Consider the following 15,703-nt stretch of genomic DNA (forward strand, 5'->3'; position numbering starts at 1 on the left):
ATCCCGGATTTATGCTTGACATCATAGAATAATACTATCTAATCTGGGGGTGTCCTTAACTAAGGAGGCTCCCATGTTCGCCAGAGTGAAAAAATCGGGCAAGTATCAGTACCTGCAAATCGTTGAGAACCGGAAAGAAAACGGTAAAGTGAAACAACGCGTTATCACGACACTGGGTCGAATGGATCGTCTTCAAGAACAAGGACGCGTTGAGGCGCTCATTCGTTCTCTTTCAAGATTCTCGGAAAGAGCCTTGCTTATTATCTCGGGAAAAAGTGATGTCTCCGCCGATGCGAAAAAGATTGGTCCGGTATTGATCTTCGAACGGTTGTGGTTGGAAACAGGGATTAAAAATGCAATCCAACGTCTGTTGAACGGCCGCAAATATCAGTTTGATGTGGAACGAGCGATTTTCTTAACGGTCTTAAATCGTCTAATGGTTTCAGGTTCGGACCGAAATTGCGATCGGTGGCGCCGGGACTATCTCATTGACGGAGTTGATGATCTTGAGCTTCATCACCTTTACCGTGCCATGGCTTTTTTGGGAGAAGAGACGGTCGACCAAAAAGATGCGACCCCTTTTTCACCACGTTGCAACAAGGACCTTATCGAAGAGTCTCTTTTTTTCCATCGGCGACACTTGTTTTCAGAACTGGATATCGTCTTTTTCGATACGACCAGTATTTACTTTGAAGGTAATGGAGGACAAACGATCGGGCAACGGGGATTCAGCAAGGACCACCGGCCGGATATGAAGCAGATGGTCGTCGGCGCTGTGATCAACGACAAGGGCTGTCCGATCTGCTGCGAGATGTGGCCCGGCAACACCACCGATGTCAAAACATTGATACCGGTCATCAAGCGTTTACAAGCGCGCTTTCCCATCAAACGGGTTTGCATCGTGGCCGATCGGGGGATGATCAGTTCGGAAACGATTGAAATACTCGAATCACCCGACAATCCGATACCATACATTTTGGGTACACGCATGCGTAAGGTGAAAGCGATACGGGACAAGGTTCTATCTCGTGCGGGCCGATATCAAGAAGTTCGTCCGGAAGGGGTTAGTTCAAACGATCCTGCTTCGCTGAAAGTCAAAGAAGTGATGGTCGATGATACTCGTTACATCGTTTGTCTGAATCCCGCGCAGGCACGAAAAGAGGCAAACGATAGGGAGAACATCGTCGCCGCTCTGAAAGCCCAGCTTAAAAAAGGCGCTAAAAGCCTGGTGGGCAACAAAGGCTACCGCAAATATCTGAACGTCGATAAAGACAGTGTCCGGATCGACACGGCCAAGCTCAAATCCGAAGCCCGTTTCGACGGCAAATGGGTATTGACCACCAATACGGATCTTTCACCATCCGACGTGGCGCTCAAGTATAAGGAACTTTGGCAGGTGGAACGCGTGTTTCGAGACGTCAAATCACTATTGGAAACGCGTCCGATTTTCCATCAACGTGACGAAACCATTCGTGGCCATGTGTTTTGCAGTTTTCTGGCTCTTGTCTTGCGCAAAGAACTGCAAAGACGTCTTGAGCAGTCCGGTTACGATTTTGAATGGCTACACATCAAACAGGACCTGAGGGCTTTACAGAGAGTAGATATCGAAGAGAACGGTCGGCGTTTTTCCATCCGAACCCAAAGCCAAGGCAAATGTGGCAAAATATTTCAAGCCGTTGGTGTAGCGATACCACCGACGATAAGTGAGATTTAATTTTGACCAGAATTTGCCGCGGTAGTGCCAAGAACTATTGGCGCGCCCGTAACTTTCTGTTTTTACGTAAGTTTAAAAAATCAACTGTCAAAAATCAGCTCAGGCATTTTCTGATTTTCTTCATGAAAACCCTGATTCAAAGCATGCTAGTGATGCCGAAAATAGACTTAAAGAGTGCCTTGCATTGCAATATGGATATGGCAATACAAAAAATATAAACCTCCTTATGGAGAATGGTGCTGATTTTAACCTATTAATTTCCGGTGTGGCAACGACATTGTTTATTGCATCGCGAGATGGGAATATAAAAATTGTCAAACTCCTTTTGGAAAATGGCGTGGATGCAAACATGAAATTAAATGATAAAGGAACAACTGCTTTAATAAATGCATCACAGAATGGGCATCAAGAAATTGTAAAACTCCTATTGGAAGGCGGCGCTGATATTAATGCGGTAAATACAGATGGCGAAACAGCTTTCAGGCAGGCATGCTTGATGGACCACGTCGAATTGGCCACTTATTTATTTGAAAAAGGAGCACTTACTGAATTTGAGGATTCTTCAATTAAAGGCATGGAATTAAATGGTACGATACATAACATTATTGGGGACTATTTTTTATCCCAGGATATTATGGACAAAGCTCGTGATTCATATGTAAAAAGCCACAAATATTATAGCAAGTTGGTTGATGAATATAGTGGCGACGTAACTTCACTTGCATGGAAACAATTTGGAATGTTCATGCTCCAGGGCCTTGCAGCAACGGCTCAGTCATATGTTTCACACCATCAATCTATGACGCAAAATCAACAATTTGCACAAATATCAGCTATGAAGTATGCTGGGAGATCCAATACTGGTATTCAAGGTTACTATTCATATATGTCTAAATATAATCATTCCTATAGACCGACATATCAAGGAGGAAATTTTTTTAGACCAACAAAAAGTGGCTCTCTTGACGAGAAGAAGGCTTATGCAAAGGCGAAGAAAAAACATTATCAGTGCTGTGAATCATTAATTGAAAAAGTCCTCAATTGTTTTGATGAGAACAAAGATCCAGCAGATCTACATAGATGCGTAAATGTTTTGACTATAAGAAACAATTGACTTTATGCTTATTTGGGTCGCACTTTAACGGTTAAAGTTCGATTGGCCCATATGAAATAGCGAGGAACTTTTTTAATCCAAGCAATCCGTGAAATCTGTGTAAACTTGTCTGGGCGTAGCTTCCTGCGAAGACTGATCTGTGGATACTATTTTTTTTTAATCCGACCAATCAGTGAAATCTGTGTAATCTGTGGATAATGAAAGAAAAGATACCAGGGTTCTAATCAAGGGTGCCGGCGGCCATGGGATGGTTGTTGCCGATATACTGTGGAATATGCATCGTCAACAATCGGGACTCCTCCCCATCGGTTTCATTGATGATAATTGCTCGCTCACCGGCCACCGCAGTCTGGACTTGGAGGTGTTGGGTGCTGATCTGGTCGATGCCGCAGGAAAATATGATGCATTGATCGTTGCCATCGGGAACAACCTTACGCGCAGGGGGTTTTTTGAGGAATTCGAAAAGAGAGGTCTGGCGATGGCTACCGCCATCCATCCCAATACAATTATTGCTGACAGTGTGAGTGTCGGACGAGGAACGATGATTTGTGCTGGGGCCATCATCAATCCGTTCGCTATGATTGGTTCAAACTGCATCCTAAATACGGGCAGTACCATTGATCACCACAACGTGATCGGGGATCATGTGCATATCGCGCCTGGGGTAAACCTGGGAGGGGAGGTGAATATTGCAGACGGGGTGCTGGTTGGGATCGGGGCAACGATATTGCCTGGCCGGTCGATCGGCAGATGGAGTGTTGTTGCTGCTGGCGCAGCGGTGACCCACGATGTGCCCGAAGGTACAATCGTTGCCGGCGTTCCCGCAAAACCGATCGGGAAAGTACCAAAAAACAGGTAGACGCTATGTTCGATGATCAAAAGTTAAAGCAGGTATTTGAGAATGTAATTGGAGAATTCAACGTTCAAGTCGATGCTGACAACCAGCTTACGTTTCATCAAGATCAGAAGCTTTTTGGTAAGGACGGTGCGCTCGACTCCCTTGGTTTGGTCAATTTAATTACCTTGCTCGAAGAACAGATAGAAGACGAATACGATTTGACGATCACCCTCGCAGATGAACGGGCCATGTCCCGAAAGACCAGCCCTTTCCTGACTGTCGACAGCCTCATGGAATATGTCCGTGAACGACTAGCGGATACCATGAATGAATGATCGCCCGGTTATGGTGATCACTGGATCCAGCCGCGGCATTGGATTCTACTTGGCTAACTATTTTCTTGACAGGGGATTTCTGGTTGCCGGATTCAGTCGTCGGGATGCTGAGATCAGTCATCCTTCGTACCGGCATTTTTCCGTTTGGGTAAGCGATGAGACGGGTATCAAAAAAGCTTTCAAGGAGATCCGGCAAGGTTATGGCCGCCTTGATGTACTCATCAACAATGCCGGCATCGCTGCCATGAACCACAGCCTGCTGATGCCCACTGATAGTTTCGAAGCGATTTACAGTACCAACGTGAAAGGGGTTTTTCTGTGCTCGCGGGAGTCGGCCAAATTGATGAAAAAAAACGGTTTTGGGAGAATTGTTAATTTTTCAACCGTTGCGGTGCCGCTGAAGCTGGCCGGAGAAGCGGTATATGCCTCATCAAAAGCAGCTGTCGTCAGCCTGACTCAGATTCTTGCCAAGGAACTGGCCGAGTTTGGTATTACCGTCAACGCGATCGGGCCAACGCCCATTAAAACGGACCTGATCAGGTCGGTCCCTGAAGAAAAACTCGCAGCACTCCTTGAGCTTCAGGCAATCCCCCGCTTTGGTGAGTTCCGGGACATCTCGAATGTCATCGACTTTTTCATCCGTCCTGGAAGCGATTTTGTCACCGGGCAGACGATTTATCTGGGGGGCGTGTCATGAATGCCGAGGCGCTGGTCGAACGCTTTTCTGATTATGCAGATCGCGATGCGATTGTCTGGAAAGATAAAACCTACACTTTCGATTGGCTTCAGGACGCCGCACAATCATGGCAGGCAAAACTAAACGATTCCGGTATTGATAAAGGCCATGTGGTGGTCCTGAAAGCGGACTTCTCGCCCAATGCGGTGGCCCTGTTTTTAGCCCTCTCTCGGCTCGATTCTATTATTGTCCCGCTGACAACGGCATTGACCCAGAACGAAGATGATCTGTTAAAGATCGCCCAGGCGCAATACGTCATTACCATTGATGCCGATGATGATGCCCATGTGGCTCGCTTGCCTTACCGGCCAACCCATGAGCGCTATCGCCGGCTGACCGAAATCGACCACCCGGGGCTGGTATTGTTTTCATCGGGTTCCACCGGCCCGAGCAAGGCGGCCTTGCATGATCTGCAATTGCTGATGGAGAAGTTCGAGCCGCCCCGCAGAGCGTTTCGCAGCATCGCCTTCCTTCTATACGATCATATTGGTGGCATCAACACCATGCTCTACGCTCTGGCCAACGGCGGTTGCCTGGTTACGGTCAAGGATCGATCGCCGGATGCCGTGCTGGCAAGTGTTGCCAAACATCATGTTGAATTACTGCCCACTTCACCGACCTTTATCAACCTTATTCTGTTGAGCGAAGCATATCGCCGCTACGACCTGTCGACATTGCGGATCGTTACCTATGGTACCGAGCCCATGCCGCAGGCAACATTGGACCGTTTTCACCGGGTTTTACCGCATATCGAACTGCGCCAGACCTATGGCCTATCGGAAATCGGTATTATGCGTTCAAAATCGAAAGGCTCTGAATCGTTGTGGGTCAAAATCGGCGGTGAAGGGTATGCGACAAGGGTCGTTGACGGCATATTGCACGTCAAAGCCAATTCCGCCATGCTTGGCTATCTCAACCACCCCGACCCATTCACCGATGACGGCTGGCTGGTTACCGGAGATCGGGTCGAACAGGACGGCGACTACTTTCGGTTTTTGGGCCGCGATTCAGAGCTGATCAATGTCGGGGGAGAAAAGGTTTACCCGGCGGCGGTGGAAAACGTCATTCAAGCCATGGACAATGTCGCCGAAGTGGCAGTCTACGGTCGGTCCAATTCCATCGTTGGACAGATTGTTTGTGCCGATGTGCGCTTACAAATGTCCGAGGACAAGAAACAGTTTGTCAGACGGCTTAAAAAAAACTGCCAGGACCAATTGATGCCTTATATGGTGCCGGTTAAGGTGAATCTGGTTTCCAGGCCCATCCACAGTGCCAGATACAAGAAGATCAGGGAGAACTATGCGTGACATTGTCATCGTCGGTGCCGGCGGGTTCGGGAGAGAAGTCTATGTTTGGGCAAAGCGCCTGTTGGAAGGCCCGGATTATCGATTCAAAGGATTTATCGATGACAATCCCGACAGCGCCAATAATTTGCCAGCGCACACCAGATTGTTAGGTGCCATTCAACCCGGTGCGAAACAGTATCAAATTCTCGAAAAAGACCGTTTCATCTATGCCATCGGGAGTATTGACAACAAGCGTGAAATCGCCACGGGCATGCAGGACAGGGGCGCGAAATTCATTTCCCTGATTCATCCCACCGCCGTGGTCGCTGAGACCGCTACCATCGGCCAGGGGGTTGTGATCTGCCCATTTGCACTGGTCAGCGATCAGGCTGATCTATCTGATTTTGTGATGGTTAACTGTTACGCATCTTGTGCCCACGATACGCGGGTCGATAGCTATAGCATATTATCTCCCTATGCTGCGTTGAACGGCTATGTTGAACTGGGGCAAGAGGTGTTCCTTGGGACGCATGCCACGGTCACGGCAGGGAAAAAGGTCGGTGCGCGTTCAAGAATCAGCGCCAATTCGGTTGCCATGAAAGACATCCCTGCCCAGTCGATCGTTGTGGGCGTTCCGGGGAAACATAAGATGATTTTTTTCTGATTTTCGTTAAATTGCTTGTCCACAGATCGGTCTTCACAAAGCGCTACGCCCTGACAATGTTACGCAGATTGACGCAGATTAGAGGGTCGGAGGACGGACCAGATAGATGGACGATGGACGACCGCTTCGCTGGGATGAGGGACGATATTGGTGAACAGAGGCCGAAAAATCGTAAGGCGAGAGGGCGTTAGAGCGAGTAACAGCCGGCAGTCGAGAAGGCGGGAGGGCGAGTAACAGCCGGTAGTCGAGAGAGCGTTAGGGCGTAAGAGCGAGAGGGCGGTTCGTTGCAAATTAAGGATTTTACGTCTTTTTTCGCCTTCCGCCTTCCGCTCTAACGACTCACGCCTAGTGCGAGAGATCAAGCATTATGCAAAAGCCGCATAAAAATCTGGATGTATGGAAAATTTCCATGGAACTCGTTGAATTCGTTTATCGAGTTACGTCAAGGTTCCCGAATAATGAAATTTATGGATTGACAAGTCAGATTCGAAGATGCTCAGTCAGTATACCATCCAACATCGCTGAAGGTGCTGCGCGTCAGACTGACAAGGAGTTAATCAATTTCCTGCATATCGCTCAAGGGTCACTCAGTGAGCTTGATACGCAGTTGGATATTTCATTGAGATTGAGGTATTTATCTGCTGATGAGAGGGGACAGATTGATGAGTCGCTCGTACGAATCGATAAAATGCTAACCGCATTCATTCGTTCCAAAAAAAAGGCAAATTAGGGATTGTCCGCTTTTTTCGCCTTCCGCTCTAACGACTCACGGATTACAAAAAAAGGCTGTTGAACAAGGGAAAATGATCGGTTATCTGCCCTAACGCCTAACGCCTAACGCCTAACGCCTAACGCCTAACGCCTAACTTTTCCGTCCGTGTGAGTCTGTGTGTGTCTGTGGCAAAGAAGATGACAGTTATGCCATGATTTTTAGCTTTTCACGTAGAAACTCTGGTGCAAAGTCTGCCCCGTTTGGCCAAACAATGGTATGTATTTCATGATTGACAGAAAACATTTTAAAAAATGAAAGATCTTTCAAAGGCTCAAATATTTCCCCTGTTAATTCAGGCTCGAGGTTCACTTCTCCCTCGGATCCGTCAGAAAAATGAAGATAAAGCTTGTAACCTTCAGTATATTTGGCTGATGTAATCTTTGGTATCATTTTATTACTCCAATGGCTGTATTTTATTTAAAGGTCGTCTTCCCTCAGCCAATTGCCAATTTTCAAGTAACTCATCCTTGTGAATGTCCAACCACTCGAAGACAAGTTTAAGCGCTCGTTTGGGAAATCGACCGTTGATGATTCCAGATTCTATTTCTACGGTAATTTCATAGTCACCATAGATTGCATGGAAATGCGGTGGCGAATGGTCCCGGTAATACATTGCTATTATAATCCCGAGAAATCTTGAAATTTCAGGCATAAAAAATCTCCGAATTTCATTCAATGATATAATTATATTGGCTTGTCACTTATGCCGCAAGAACAAACATCTTTTGATCACATATGTAATTTCTTTTGATCTTTGGAAATTGGCAGAAAGACATGACTTAAGGTTTACGGTGGTTCGGGTCGGAATCCGGTTGGGCTTGAGGACGGAGGTCGATCCGCAGATTACGCAGATTGACGCAGATTAAAGGGCAAAAGAGGTCCACAGATTACGCAGATTGGCGCAGATTAAAAAACAAAGGCTGGCGAAGACCTGGATTTTGTGTGAAGATTTAAACCTCATGATCTGAAAAGAATTAATTTTAAATGATTATGAGGTGTTTAGTATGAATGATGAAAGGACTTACCGAATCATTGGGTGTGCAATGGAAGTCCACAAAGACCTTGGATGTGGATTTCTCGAAGCGGTATATCAAGAGGCGCTCGAAAGAGAATTAAAGGATCAGCACATACCTTGTCAGGTACAGCCAACAGTACCTGTATACTATAAGGGAAATGTCCTGAACAAAGCCTATCAGCCGGATTTTATTTGCTTTGAAGATGTGATTGTTGAGATCAAAGCGTTGTTAAAATTGTCGGGCCTCGAAGAAGCCCAGCTGATCAATTATTTGAAGGCAACCCGTCTGAATGTTGGGCTGCTGATTAATTTTGGCGCTAAATCCCTTGAATACAGGCGTTTTGTAAATAATCCGTGATCCGCAGATTACGCAGATTAGCGCAGATTAAAAGAATTGAAAATGAATGATTTCTTTTTTGATTGGCATCAAAGGAGCTATTTTTTAAATCTGAGTAATCCGTGAAATCTGTGGATAAATGTCCGCAGATTACGCAGATTGGCGCAGATTAAAAGAATTGAAAATGAATGATTTTCTTTTTTGATTGGCATCAAAGGAGCTATTTTTTTAAATCTGAGTAATCCGTGAAATCTGTGGATAAATGTCCGCAGATTACGCAGATTAGCGCAGATTAAAAGAATTGAAAATGAATGATTTTCTTTTTTGATTGGCATCAAAGGAGCTATTTTTTAAATCTGAGTAATCCGTGAAATCTGTGGATAAATGTCCGCAGATTAAGCAGATTGGCGCAGATTAAAAGAATTGAAAATGAATGATTTCTTTTTTGATTGGCATCAAAGGAGCTATTTTTTTTAAATCTGAGTAATCCGTGAAATCTGTGGATAAATGTCCGCAGATTACGCAGATTAGAAATGCGTTAGGCGAAGGCCGATTTGTGGATAGGAAATTATGAAATCCCTTGGAATGGGGTAGATACCAAGATTCTGACTTGTTATGGTGATTAGCACAGTGCTATCATAAATTAAAAAAATGAATATTAAAAGGCAGCTGCAATGAAAACCATAACAATAGAATATCCTGAGGCAATACCGGCTGTTCTAAATATCAGCCCTGAAATTTTCGAGAAGGAAGCCAAGCTTGCCTTGGCGGTAAAACTATATGAACTAGGCCGACTAACATCAGGGCAGGCTGCAAAACTGGCAAGTGTCAATAGGGTTGATTTTTTGTTGGCCTGTCGCCAATTTAATGCGGCCAGTGTAGAGTGGGATCAGTCTGAAATTGATGCTGAATTTGCGGAAATAATCCCATGACTTTAAAAATTGTATGTAATGCAGGACCTATAATTGCGTTCTCGATGGTAGGTCGGCTTGATATTCTTAAAAGTCTATTTGAAGTGGTATTAATTCCTGAATCCGTCCATAGCGAAGTTATGGAGGGAGGGAAAAATAATACAGGATTGGACCAATACCGTAATGCACATTGGATAGCAGTTGAAAAAGTCAGCAATCCTATCGACCCACTGCTAAAAACGGCTCTTGATCATGGCGAGGCTGAAGTAATCAGTCTCGCTCGTGAAATCGGGGCGAATCTTATTCTCATTGATGAACGAAAAGCCAGAAAAATAGCACGTACGATTTACAGCCTCAAGGTCATCGGTTCTGCGAGAATCTTAGTCGAAGCAAAAAAACATAAATTGATTGATAAGGTCGGTGATATGCTTCAAAAAATGCGTAAGGGTGGGTATTACATTAGTGATTCAATTGTTGCTGAAATCCTTAAGCAAGCTGGCGAGCCATTTGTTTCGATTTAGGGCTAACTCCCTTGAATACAAACGTTTTGTCAATAATCCGTGATCCGCAGATTACGCAGATTAAAAGAATTGAAAATGAATGATTTTCTTTTTTGATTGGCATCAAAAGAGCTATTTTTTTAAATCTGAGTAATCCGTGAAACTTTGAATATTAACGTTTTGTGAATAATCTGTGAAATCTGCGCAATCTGTGGATCTATCTTTGTCCTAAACAGCTCTATGATCACCCATTGATGGCAGTCGGTGGGAGTGTTTCGGCCACGTAATCAGGAAACATTTTTTGAAGTTTTTTATCAAAACTGACCAGCCGTTTTGCTTTCGACCGCTTAGCCTGATTGACAATCACCAAGTCAGCGAAGTCACCGCCGTGTCGATACCGGGAAACCACGCCCCGTATCACCGTTGGATCGTTGGTGGTAAACGCGGGGGTATGAATTAACGTTTCCAGAAAACCGGAGATTTCAGCGCGTGTACACTGGTAGACACTTTCAAGCACCCAAACGGTTTCGATCAGCACCTCGGGCAGTATCAGGATCTGATCGCCTGCGGATTCGACCTGCGTGACGATCGCTTTTACGATTTCAGCTTGCCGGAAGTCATCTTCAACCAACATGCGAACGATCGCATTGGTATCAAAGGCAATCATTTAGCGACTCTTTTTTTTCGTCTGTCCTGAATGGCGGCCTCCATTTCCTCTACAGATACCGGTCTTTCGGGTTTACGGTGACCCAGCATGCCAAATAGTGCCTGCGCAGGTTTCTGCTGGCTGGTCATCAGTACCTTCCCGTCTTCCAGCAGTGTGAACTCGATCCTGTCAGAAACATCGATGTTCAGGAATTCCCTGACTTTTTTGGGAATCGTAACCTGGCCCTTGGCGGTTAGTTTACTGACGATCATAAGTGCCCCCGTTTTAAGAAGCTAAACCATGGTTGAAATCCTTACTTTGTTGTAAGGATAGCACAGCTTTGATTTTAGTCAACCGGAATGGTGGTTGGTAGGTTCGTTGGGCTGTAGGGCAGAAGGCGTAGGGGGTAAGCGTGGGAGGTGGGAGGTGGGAGGTGGGAGGTCAGGGGCCAGAGGTCAGAGGTCAGAGGTCGGAGGACGGAAAAGAACGATGGATGAGGGACGAGGGACGAAGGAAGATTTTGTTTGACCGTGACCGTTGCTCGCGTTTCCCGCGCGTCTCGCTCAACCGTCAACCGTCAACCATTTCTCGCGTTTCCCGCATTTCCCGCGCGTCTCGCTCAAACATCAACCGTCAACCATTTCTCGCGTTTCCCGCATTTCCCGCGCGTCTCGCTTCACCCCTCACCCTCCCTTTTTCGTCCGTCTATGCCAATTAATTTACAGGCGCGGCGTGCTATCAGCTATGAGCGACCAGCTGGGAGAAGTCAGACGTTGAAATCAGCCAACGACATCACCATCACCTGGTCGGCGATGGGGTAGGGGGAATCGACCGGTGCGATGACGACCGTTTTGTCCGGGGAGATGTCGTCAATGCAATTCCAGAAACGTTGGGTAAGTTTTGGGGTGGTCGACGATTTTATTTCGACTGCTATTTTTTTCGTCCCACGGGTTAACACGAGATCGATCTCGGCACCGTTTGACGTCCGATAGAATGATGGCTCCCAGCGCGGTAACCGGGAGACGATGTTTTCTATGACAAAGCCCTCGAAAGATGATCCATAAACCGGGTGGCCGAAAAGATCTTCCATGGTTTCGATATCCAGCAGCGCATGCAGAATTCCGGAATCGCGAATGTACACCTTGGGGGATTTGACGAGACGTTTTTTAATATTTCCAGAATAGGGTACCAGTGTTCGCACCATGAATGTCTGTTCCAACAGATCGATATATTTTCTGATCGTATGTGAACTGACGCCCATGGACCCAGCCAGTTTGGATGCGTTGAGGACTTGACCATGACAGTGTGCCAGCATTCGCCAGAAGCGGCCAATCGTATTTGCAGGCAGTTGGAACCCAAGTTGGGGAATATCTCTTTCCAGAAACGTTCGGATGTAATCCTCACGCCATTGAAAACTGATGTCATCATTTCCCGATAGCAGGCTCCGTGGGTAGCCGCCTTTGAGCCAGTGGGTTGCCGAATCACAAAATGCGGTTTCTTTATGGTTGAAGGGTGTGGTTTCGATATAGGAAATCCGGCCGGCCAGGGACTCGGCACTTTGCCGGATTAAATCTCTGGAGGCGGAACCAAGAATCAGAAACTGGCCGTTTCTGCCGTGCCGATCGATAAAACCCCTTAGAATGGGGAAAATATCAGGCAACCGCTGAATTTCATCCAGGCATATCAAATGATCGTTGAACTGCTCGAAGAAGGCCTCCGGGTCAGTCAATTTGTTCAAGTCCGCAGGTCGTTCCAGATCCAAATAAATTGATTTTGGGAATTGGTCAATGACAATGCCGGCGATTGTTGTCTTGCCTACTTGGCGGGCACCAAGAAGTGCAACGGCAGGAAAGTTTTTCAATCGGGTGCGAACCGTTTCCGTGATTTCTCTGGGGATGATATTATGCATATTTGAACCCTAACTTCAAAATTGCATAATGTCAAGAAAGGGGAGGATAATTGAAAATGGAGGTCGGAGGTCAGAGGTCGGAGGTCGGAGGTCAGAGGTCAGAGGTCGGAGGTCAGAGGTCGGAGGTCGGAGGTCAGAGGTCAGAGGTCAGAGGTCAGAGGTCGGAGGTCGGAAGTGGGAAGTGGGAGAGTGGGAGAGTGGGAGAGTGGGAGAGTGGGAGAGTGGGAGGTCGGAGGTCAGAGGTCGGAGGTCGGACCAGATAGATGGACGATGGACGACCGCTTCGCTGGGATGAGGGACGATGTTGGTTGACAGTAAACGGTAAACAATTAGCCCTTGTCAACCGCCAGCGATTTCTCGCGTTTCCCGCATTTCCCGCGCGTCTCGCTCTATCATCAACCGTCAACCATTTCTCGCGTTTCCCGCATTTCCCGCGCGTCTCGCTCAAACATCAACCGTCAACCATTTCTCGCGTTTCCCGCATTTCCCGCGCGTCTCGCTCTATCGTCAACCGCCAGTGATTTCTCGCGTTTCCCGCATTTCCCGCGCGTCTCGCTCTATCATCAACCGTCAACCGTCAACTTATGCTTCATTTTGTCTGTGTGAGTCCGTGTGTGTCTGTGGCAATTCATGATGGTGACTGGAAAAGACGATAAACAAGTCCGGGAATAGTTACAAAATGTCTGATTATCACGGATTTTGGGGAGGTCCTCTAAACCCCCCGAGTGACGCCGAAATAAGAAGATTTTGCAACCAATTCTCATGATATCGGAAGCCATTCAGTCTTTCGGCCGGACTTTGCAAGCCATGATACTTGGCGACCGTCCTCGGATTTGAAGGCGCAAAATTCTGGATGAGTGCCCATCCGCGAATACCCTGCTCGGCTGCCTCAAGACTTCCATGGAAATATTGGGTGCAGAATAGGTAACGATCCAATCGTTGCATGAGCCTATCGACCATGTTGCTTGTCCGATGCGCGCCGGGATGGTTATAAGCAATTGAAAATGAGGGAAGATTATTGCGCAGCTTTTCAAGCTTGGTCATGATGACAGATGGCATCTCACGGCAGGAAGCCCATTCGTGAAGACGCCTCACCCGTTGAGCAAAAGAGGCTTTGCTTTTAGCCTGATAGCAGCTCCACAGCTTATCTGAAACCAACCGGAAGATATCTTTGAACTTTTTCCGTGATCGATCTCGGATGGAAATGTAAAGGTGTAAAAAGCAGGAGATGAGCACCATAGCCGGGAATAATGACTTGAATGCGTTCATGGTTGGCATCCAGCCATCCGTGTTGCAGGTTTGCGGAGAGTAAGTCGGGTTCAAGTCCTGCGCTTCCTTTTTAAAAACACCATAGCCGGCCTCAAGGTCCTGTTGGCCGGCACTTTTCTTCACGGCCACGCCTAAAATGCAATCGTTGCCGACCGTGCAGGGCACATAGACCTTTTCGCCCTTGATTCGGCTGTGTTTTTCATCCGCGCTGATATGCTGGGGCAGGTATTCAGGGTTTTTAATGGAGGTGCCGATGAGGCTGTTTTTGCCAAGAGACGTCTCCATTCGGTACCAATACATCGGGTTTTTTCCGAAGCCGTAGGCTAACATCCAGAAGGGAACAGCAGCCTTGCGCAACATGAGAGGTTTTTCAACATCCTTTGTAAACCCAGTCATATAGGGCATAGCAAAGGCTGGACGTATCGTATAGGCGATGCCATCAACTTTAATACGGCGGATCCAAATCGACAGCTTTTTCGAACGATACTTATCTTTCATCCGATAGCCTTTGGAAAATGAAGGCGGAAACAGTTCTGGGAAAAGGTCATATTGCGCATCCAGAAATTTTCTGAAATCGACGGCCGAATTGATTTTGTTGTCATAGGGTTCTTGAGAAAATGGTAAACATATGGTTCTATTGAGTCGGGTGGTGGATGTTGCTGCATCTGCTTTTCCCATGTATAGTTAGAGACCTCCTTGCCAGGGTATGGTCTCTAACTATACAAAATCATTAATAAAAAGTCTAGTTGTTTAAATATTACGAAAAATCAACATGTTACACTAATGTTCATCCAGCTCCCCTAAATCCGTTATAATCAGCAAAATGTTTGTCGAGTGTCGCTAACTCTGTGCCTGTCTCCATTGTCTGCGCAGCTATCCATATATCATTTGACGGGATCGGCGTCCCCTGTTTTTTCAGTATCGCGGCAATCCTGGAATATCTGTCTGATGTTATCTCTGAAATCGCAATTCGCATGACAGCATTATCGGCAAGGAAAAGGTCAAGCTCTTTCATATTCTGGTCGTAACGTGAGCCGTTTCGAAATCCAAACATAAGCTCACCCAGCACAATCGGCGACATCAATATGCGTTCTGCCCTTATCAGATACTCGACAACTTCCGGATAGCCGAGTTTAAATCCAACATAGGCATTTGTGTCCAGAAGCAGTTTCATTTCCACATATCTTCATCAATATCATCGCAGGTTTGAATAGCGTGTTCGAACTCCATGGCGTCTTTCGCGGTCCAACCGCCTGCGAGCTTTTTCAAGGATTCTGACGGCGGCCGGGCGCTGTCAAATTCCTTGTAGATAATTTCCTTGATAACCTGATTGATGGATTTTTGGCTGCTTTTGGCAATTTTTCGGATCTGTTGTTCTATTTGAGGCTCCAAGCCTCTGATGGTAATTTGTTGCATGACTCACTCCTTGATGCTTTTTGACTCACTATATGACCCAATGCATTTCATGTCAATTTTGCTTGATAAATAATTCACAGATCGGTCTTCACAAAGCGCTGCGCTCAGAGGTCGGAGAGTGGGAAAGCGGGAGGTCAGAGGTCAGAGGTCGGAGGTCAGAGGTCGGAGGACGGAAAAGAACGATGGATGAGGGACGAGGGACGAAGGAAGATTTTGTTTGACCGTGACCATTTCTCGCGTT

The 15,703-nt window shown here is 46.6% G+C and carries 19 protein-coding genes; 11 read left to right on the plus strand and 8 right to left on the minus strand.

From position 1 onward, the window contains the following. Positions 1 to 73 precede the first annotated feature (73 nt). The 8 genes from Dvar_RS15705 (at position 74) to Dvar_RS15740 (ending at position 7,417) form a co-directional block, all read left to right on the plus strand. The gene (locus tag Dvar_RS15705; protein ID WP_419662635.1) at positions 74 to 1,714 is read left to right on the plus strand and encodes an IS1634 family transposase; all 1,641 of its coding nucleotides are present in this window, start codon (positions 74 to 76) and stop codon (positions 1,712 to 1,714) included. Between the two features lie 184 nt (positions 1,715 to 1,898). Further along, a complete protein-coding gene (locus tag Dvar_RS15710; RefSeq protein WP_419662636.1) occupies positions 1,899 to 2,828 on the plus strand; it encodes an ankyrin repeat domain-containing protein in 930 nt (309 codons plus the stop codon). Positions 2,829 to 3,018: 190 nt separating this feature from the next. Then, complete coding sequence (locus Dvar_RS15715; RefSeq protein ID WP_419662637.1) at positions 3,019 to 3,687, plus strand: acetyltransferase; 669 nt, start codon at positions 3,019 to 3,021, stop codon at positions 3,685 to 3,687. A gap of 5 nt (positions 3,688 to 3,692) precedes the next feature. Beyond that, complete coding sequence (locus tag Dvar_RS15720; RefSeq protein WP_419662638.1) at positions 3,693 to 4,001, plus strand: hypothetical protein; 309 nt, start codon at positions 3,693 to 3,695, stop codon at positions 3,999 to 4,001. Continuing rightward, positions 3,994 to 4,698: an SDR family NAD(P)-dependent oxidoreductase gene (locus Dvar_RS15725; RefSeq protein WP_419662639.1), complete on the plus strand. Its 705-nt coding sequence runs from the start codon at positions 3,994 to 3,996 to the stop codon at positions 4,696 to 4,698. Before Dvar_RS15720 ends, Dvar_RS15725 begins: the two co-directional genes overlap by 8 nt. Further along, the gene (locus tag Dvar_RS15730) at positions 4,695 to 6,044 is read left to right on the plus strand and encodes a class I adenylate-forming enzyme family protein (protein WP_419662640.1); all 1,350 of its coding nucleotides are present in this window, start codon (positions 4,695 to 4,697) and stop codon (positions 6,042 to 6,044) included. Before Dvar_RS15725 ends, Dvar_RS15730 begins: the two co-directional genes overlap by 4 nt. Further along, positions 6,037 to 6,687, plus strand: a complete 651-nt coding sequence (locus tag Dvar_RS15735) for a NeuD/PglB/VioB family sugar acetyltransferase (protein ID WP_419662641.1) — start codon at positions 6,037 to 6,039, stop codon at positions 6,685 to 6,687. Before Dvar_RS15730 ends, Dvar_RS15735 begins: the two co-directional genes overlap by 8 nt. A gap of 367 nt (positions 6,688 to 7,054) precedes the next feature. Then, on the plus strand, positions 7,055 to 7,417 hold the full coding sequence (locus tag Dvar_RS15740) for a four helix bundle protein (RefSeq protein ID WP_419662642.1): 363 nt from the start codon (positions 7,055 to 7,057) through the stop codon (positions 7,415 to 7,417). 186 nt (positions 7,418 to 7,603) lie between these two features. On the opposite strand, the gene Dvar_RS15745 is transcribed toward Dvar_RS15740, so the two are convergent. Both Dvar_RS15745 and Dvar_RS15750 read right to left on the minus strand, forming a co-directional pair. Then, positions 7,604 to 7,849 carry a DUF2442 domain-containing protein gene (locus Dvar_RS15745; protein ID WP_419662643.1) on the minus strand — a complete coding sequence of 82 codons (246 nt, stop codon included), beginning with the start codon at positions 7,847 to 7,849 and terminating at the stop codon, positions 7,604 to 7,606. A 4-nt stretch (positions 7,850 to 7,853) separates the two neighbouring features. Further along, positions 7,854 to 8,111: a DUF4160 domain-containing protein gene (locus Dvar_RS15750; RefSeq protein WP_419662644.1), complete on the minus strand. Its 258-nt coding sequence runs from the start codon at positions 8,109 to 8,111 to the stop codon at positions 7,854 to 7,856. A gap of 352 nt (positions 8,112 to 8,463) precedes the next feature. Between Dvar_RS15750 and Dvar_RS15755 the strand changes: the two genes are divergently transcribed. The 3 genes from Dvar_RS15755 to Dvar_RS15765 all read left to right on the plus strand — a co-directional run bounded on the left by Dvar_RS15755 (position 8,464) and on the right by Dvar_RS15765 (position 10,243). Continuing rightward, positions 8,464 to 8,832 carry a GxxExxY protein gene (locus Dvar_RS15755; protein ID WP_419662645.1) on the plus strand — a complete coding sequence of 123 codons (369 nt, stop codon included), beginning with the start codon at positions 8,464 to 8,466 and terminating at the stop codon, positions 8,830 to 8,832. 653 nt (positions 8,833 to 9,485) lie between these two features. Continuing rightward, positions 9,486 to 9,743 (plus strand): UPF0175 family protein, encoded by a 258-nt coding sequence (locus Dvar_RS15760; RefSeq protein WP_419662646.1) that lies wholly within the window; start codon positions 9,486 to 9,488, stop codon positions 9,741 to 9,743. Next, positions 9,740 to 10,243: a DUF3368 domain-containing protein gene (locus tag Dvar_RS15765; protein ID WP_419662647.1), complete on the plus strand. Its 504-nt coding sequence runs from the start codon at positions 9,740 to 9,742 to the stop codon at positions 10,241 to 10,243. Before Dvar_RS15760 ends, Dvar_RS15765 begins: the two co-directional genes overlap by 4 nt. 223 nt (positions 10,244 to 10,466) lie before the next feature. Here the strand turns inward: Dvar_RS15765 and Dvar_RS15770 are convergent, their stop codons facing one another. From Dvar_RS15770 to Dvar_RS15795, 6 genes are all read right to left on the minus strand, one after another. Further along, on the minus strand, positions 10,467 to 10,889 hold the full coding sequence (locus tag Dvar_RS15770) for a PIN domain-containing protein (RefSeq protein WP_419662648.1): 423 nt from the start codon (positions 10,887 to 10,889) through the stop codon (positions 10,467 to 10,469). Next, positions 10,886 to 11,140: an AbrB/MazE/SpoVT family DNA-binding domain-containing protein gene (locus Dvar_RS15775; protein WP_419662649.1), complete on the minus strand. Its 255-nt coding sequence runs from the start codon at positions 11,138 to 11,140 to the stop codon at positions 10,886 to 10,888. The genes Dvar_RS15770 and Dvar_RS15775 overlap by 4 nt, the downstream gene beginning before the upstream one ends. Positions 11,141 to 11,634: 494 nt before the next feature. After that, positions 11,635 to 12,777, minus strand: a complete 1,143-nt coding sequence (locus Dvar_RS15780) for an ATP-binding protein (protein ID WP_419662650.1) — start codon at positions 12,775 to 12,777, stop codon at positions 11,635 to 11,637. A 690-nt stretch (positions 12,778 to 13,467) separates the two neighbouring features. Next, the gene (locus Dvar_RS15785) at positions 13,468 to 14,724 is read right to left on the minus strand and encodes a hypothetical protein (protein WP_419662651.1); all 1,257 of its coding nucleotides are present in this window, start codon (positions 14,722 to 14,724) and stop codon (positions 13,468 to 13,470) included. 109 nt (positions 14,725 to 14,833) lie between these two features. Further along, positions 14,834 to 15,220 (minus strand): type II toxin-antitoxin system VapC family toxin, encoded by a 387-nt coding sequence (locus Dvar_RS15790; RefSeq protein ID WP_419662652.1) that lies wholly within the window; start codon positions 15,218 to 15,220, stop codon positions 14,834 to 14,836. Continuing rightward, positions 15,217 to 15,462, minus strand: coding sequence for a hypothetical protein (locus Dvar_RS15795; RefSeq protein ID WP_419662653.1), 246 nt, complete (start codon positions 15,460 to 15,462; stop codon positions 15,217 to 15,219). Before Dvar_RS15795 ends, Dvar_RS15790 begins: the two co-directional genes overlap by 4 nt. Positions 15,463 to 15,703: the final 241 nt, after the last annotated feature.

Origin of the sequence: Desulfosarcina variabilis str. Montpellier, from assembly GCF_048565275.1 — a bacterium.
Classification (GTDB): Bacteria; Desulfobacterota; Desulfobacteria; order Desulfobacterales; family Desulfosarcinaceae; genus Desulfosarcina; species Desulfosarcina variabilis.

Bases quoted from the DNA above. Each gene is read 5' to 3' on its own strand.
- Dvar_RS15705 (WP_419662635.1), top strand. From the start codon at position 74: ATGTTCGCCAGAGTGAAAAAATCGGGCAAGTATCAGTACCTGCAAATC.
- Dvar_RS15720 (WP_419662638.1), top strand. From the start codon at position 3,693: ATGTTCGATGATCAAAAGTTAAAGCAGGTATTTGAGAATGTAATTGGA.
- Dvar_RS15725 (WP_419662639.1), top strand. From the start codon at position 3,994: ATGAATGATCGCCCGGTTATGGTGATCACTGGATCCAGCCGCGGCATT.
- Dvar_RS15730 (WP_419662640.1), top strand. From the start codon at position 4,695: ATGAATGCCGAGGCGCTGGTCGAACGCTTTTCTGATTATGCAGATCGC.
- Dvar_RS15735 (WP_419662641.1), top strand. From the start codon at position 6,037: ATGCGTGACATTGTCATCGTCGGTGCCGGCGGGTTCGGGAGAGAAGTC.
- Dvar_RS15740 (WP_419662642.1), top strand. From the start codon at position 7,055: ATGCAAAAGCCGCATAAAAATCTGGATGTATGGAAAATTTCCATGGAA.
- Dvar_RS15745 (WP_419662643.1), bottom strand. From the start codon at position 7,849: ATGATACCAAAGATTACATCAGCCAAATATACTGAAGGTTACAAGCTT.
- Dvar_RS15750 (WP_419662644.1), bottom strand. From the start codon at position 8,111: ATGCCTGAAATTTCAAGATTTCTCGGGATTATAATAGCAATGTATTAC.
- Dvar_RS15755 (WP_419662645.1), top strand. From the start codon at position 8,464: ATGAATGATGAAAGGACTTACCGAATCATTGGGTGTGCAATGGAAGTC.
- Dvar_RS15760 (WP_419662646.1), top strand. From the start codon at position 9,486: ATGAAAACCATAACAATAGAATATCCTGAGGCAATACCGGCTGTTCTA.
- Dvar_RS15765 (WP_419662647.1), top strand. From the start codon at position 9,740: ATGACTTTAAAAATTGTATGTAATGCAGGACCTATAATTGCGTTCTCG.
- Dvar_RS15770 (WP_419662648.1), bottom strand. From the start codon at position 10,889: ATGATTGCCTTTGATACCAATGCGATCGTTCGCATGTTGGTTGAAGAT.
- Dvar_RS15775 (WP_419662649.1), bottom strand. From the start codon at position 11,140: ATGATCGTCAGTAAACTAACCGCCAAGGGCCAGGTTACGATTCCCAAA.
- Dvar_RS15780 (WP_419662650.1), bottom strand. From the start codon at position 12,777: ATGCATAATATCATCCCCAGAGAAATCACGGAAACGGTTCGCACCCGA.
- Dvar_RS15785 (WP_419662651.1), bottom strand. From the start codon at position 14,724: ATGGGAAAAGCAGATGCAGCAACATCCACCACCCGACTCAATAGAACC.
- Dvar_RS15790 (WP_419662652.1), bottom strand. From the start codon at position 15,220: ATGAAACTGCTTCTGGACACAAATGCCTATGTTGGATTTAAACTCGGC.
- Dvar_RS15795 (WP_419662653.1), bottom strand. From the start codon at position 15,462: ATGCAACAAATTACCATCAGAGGCTTGGAGCCTCAAATAGAACAACAG.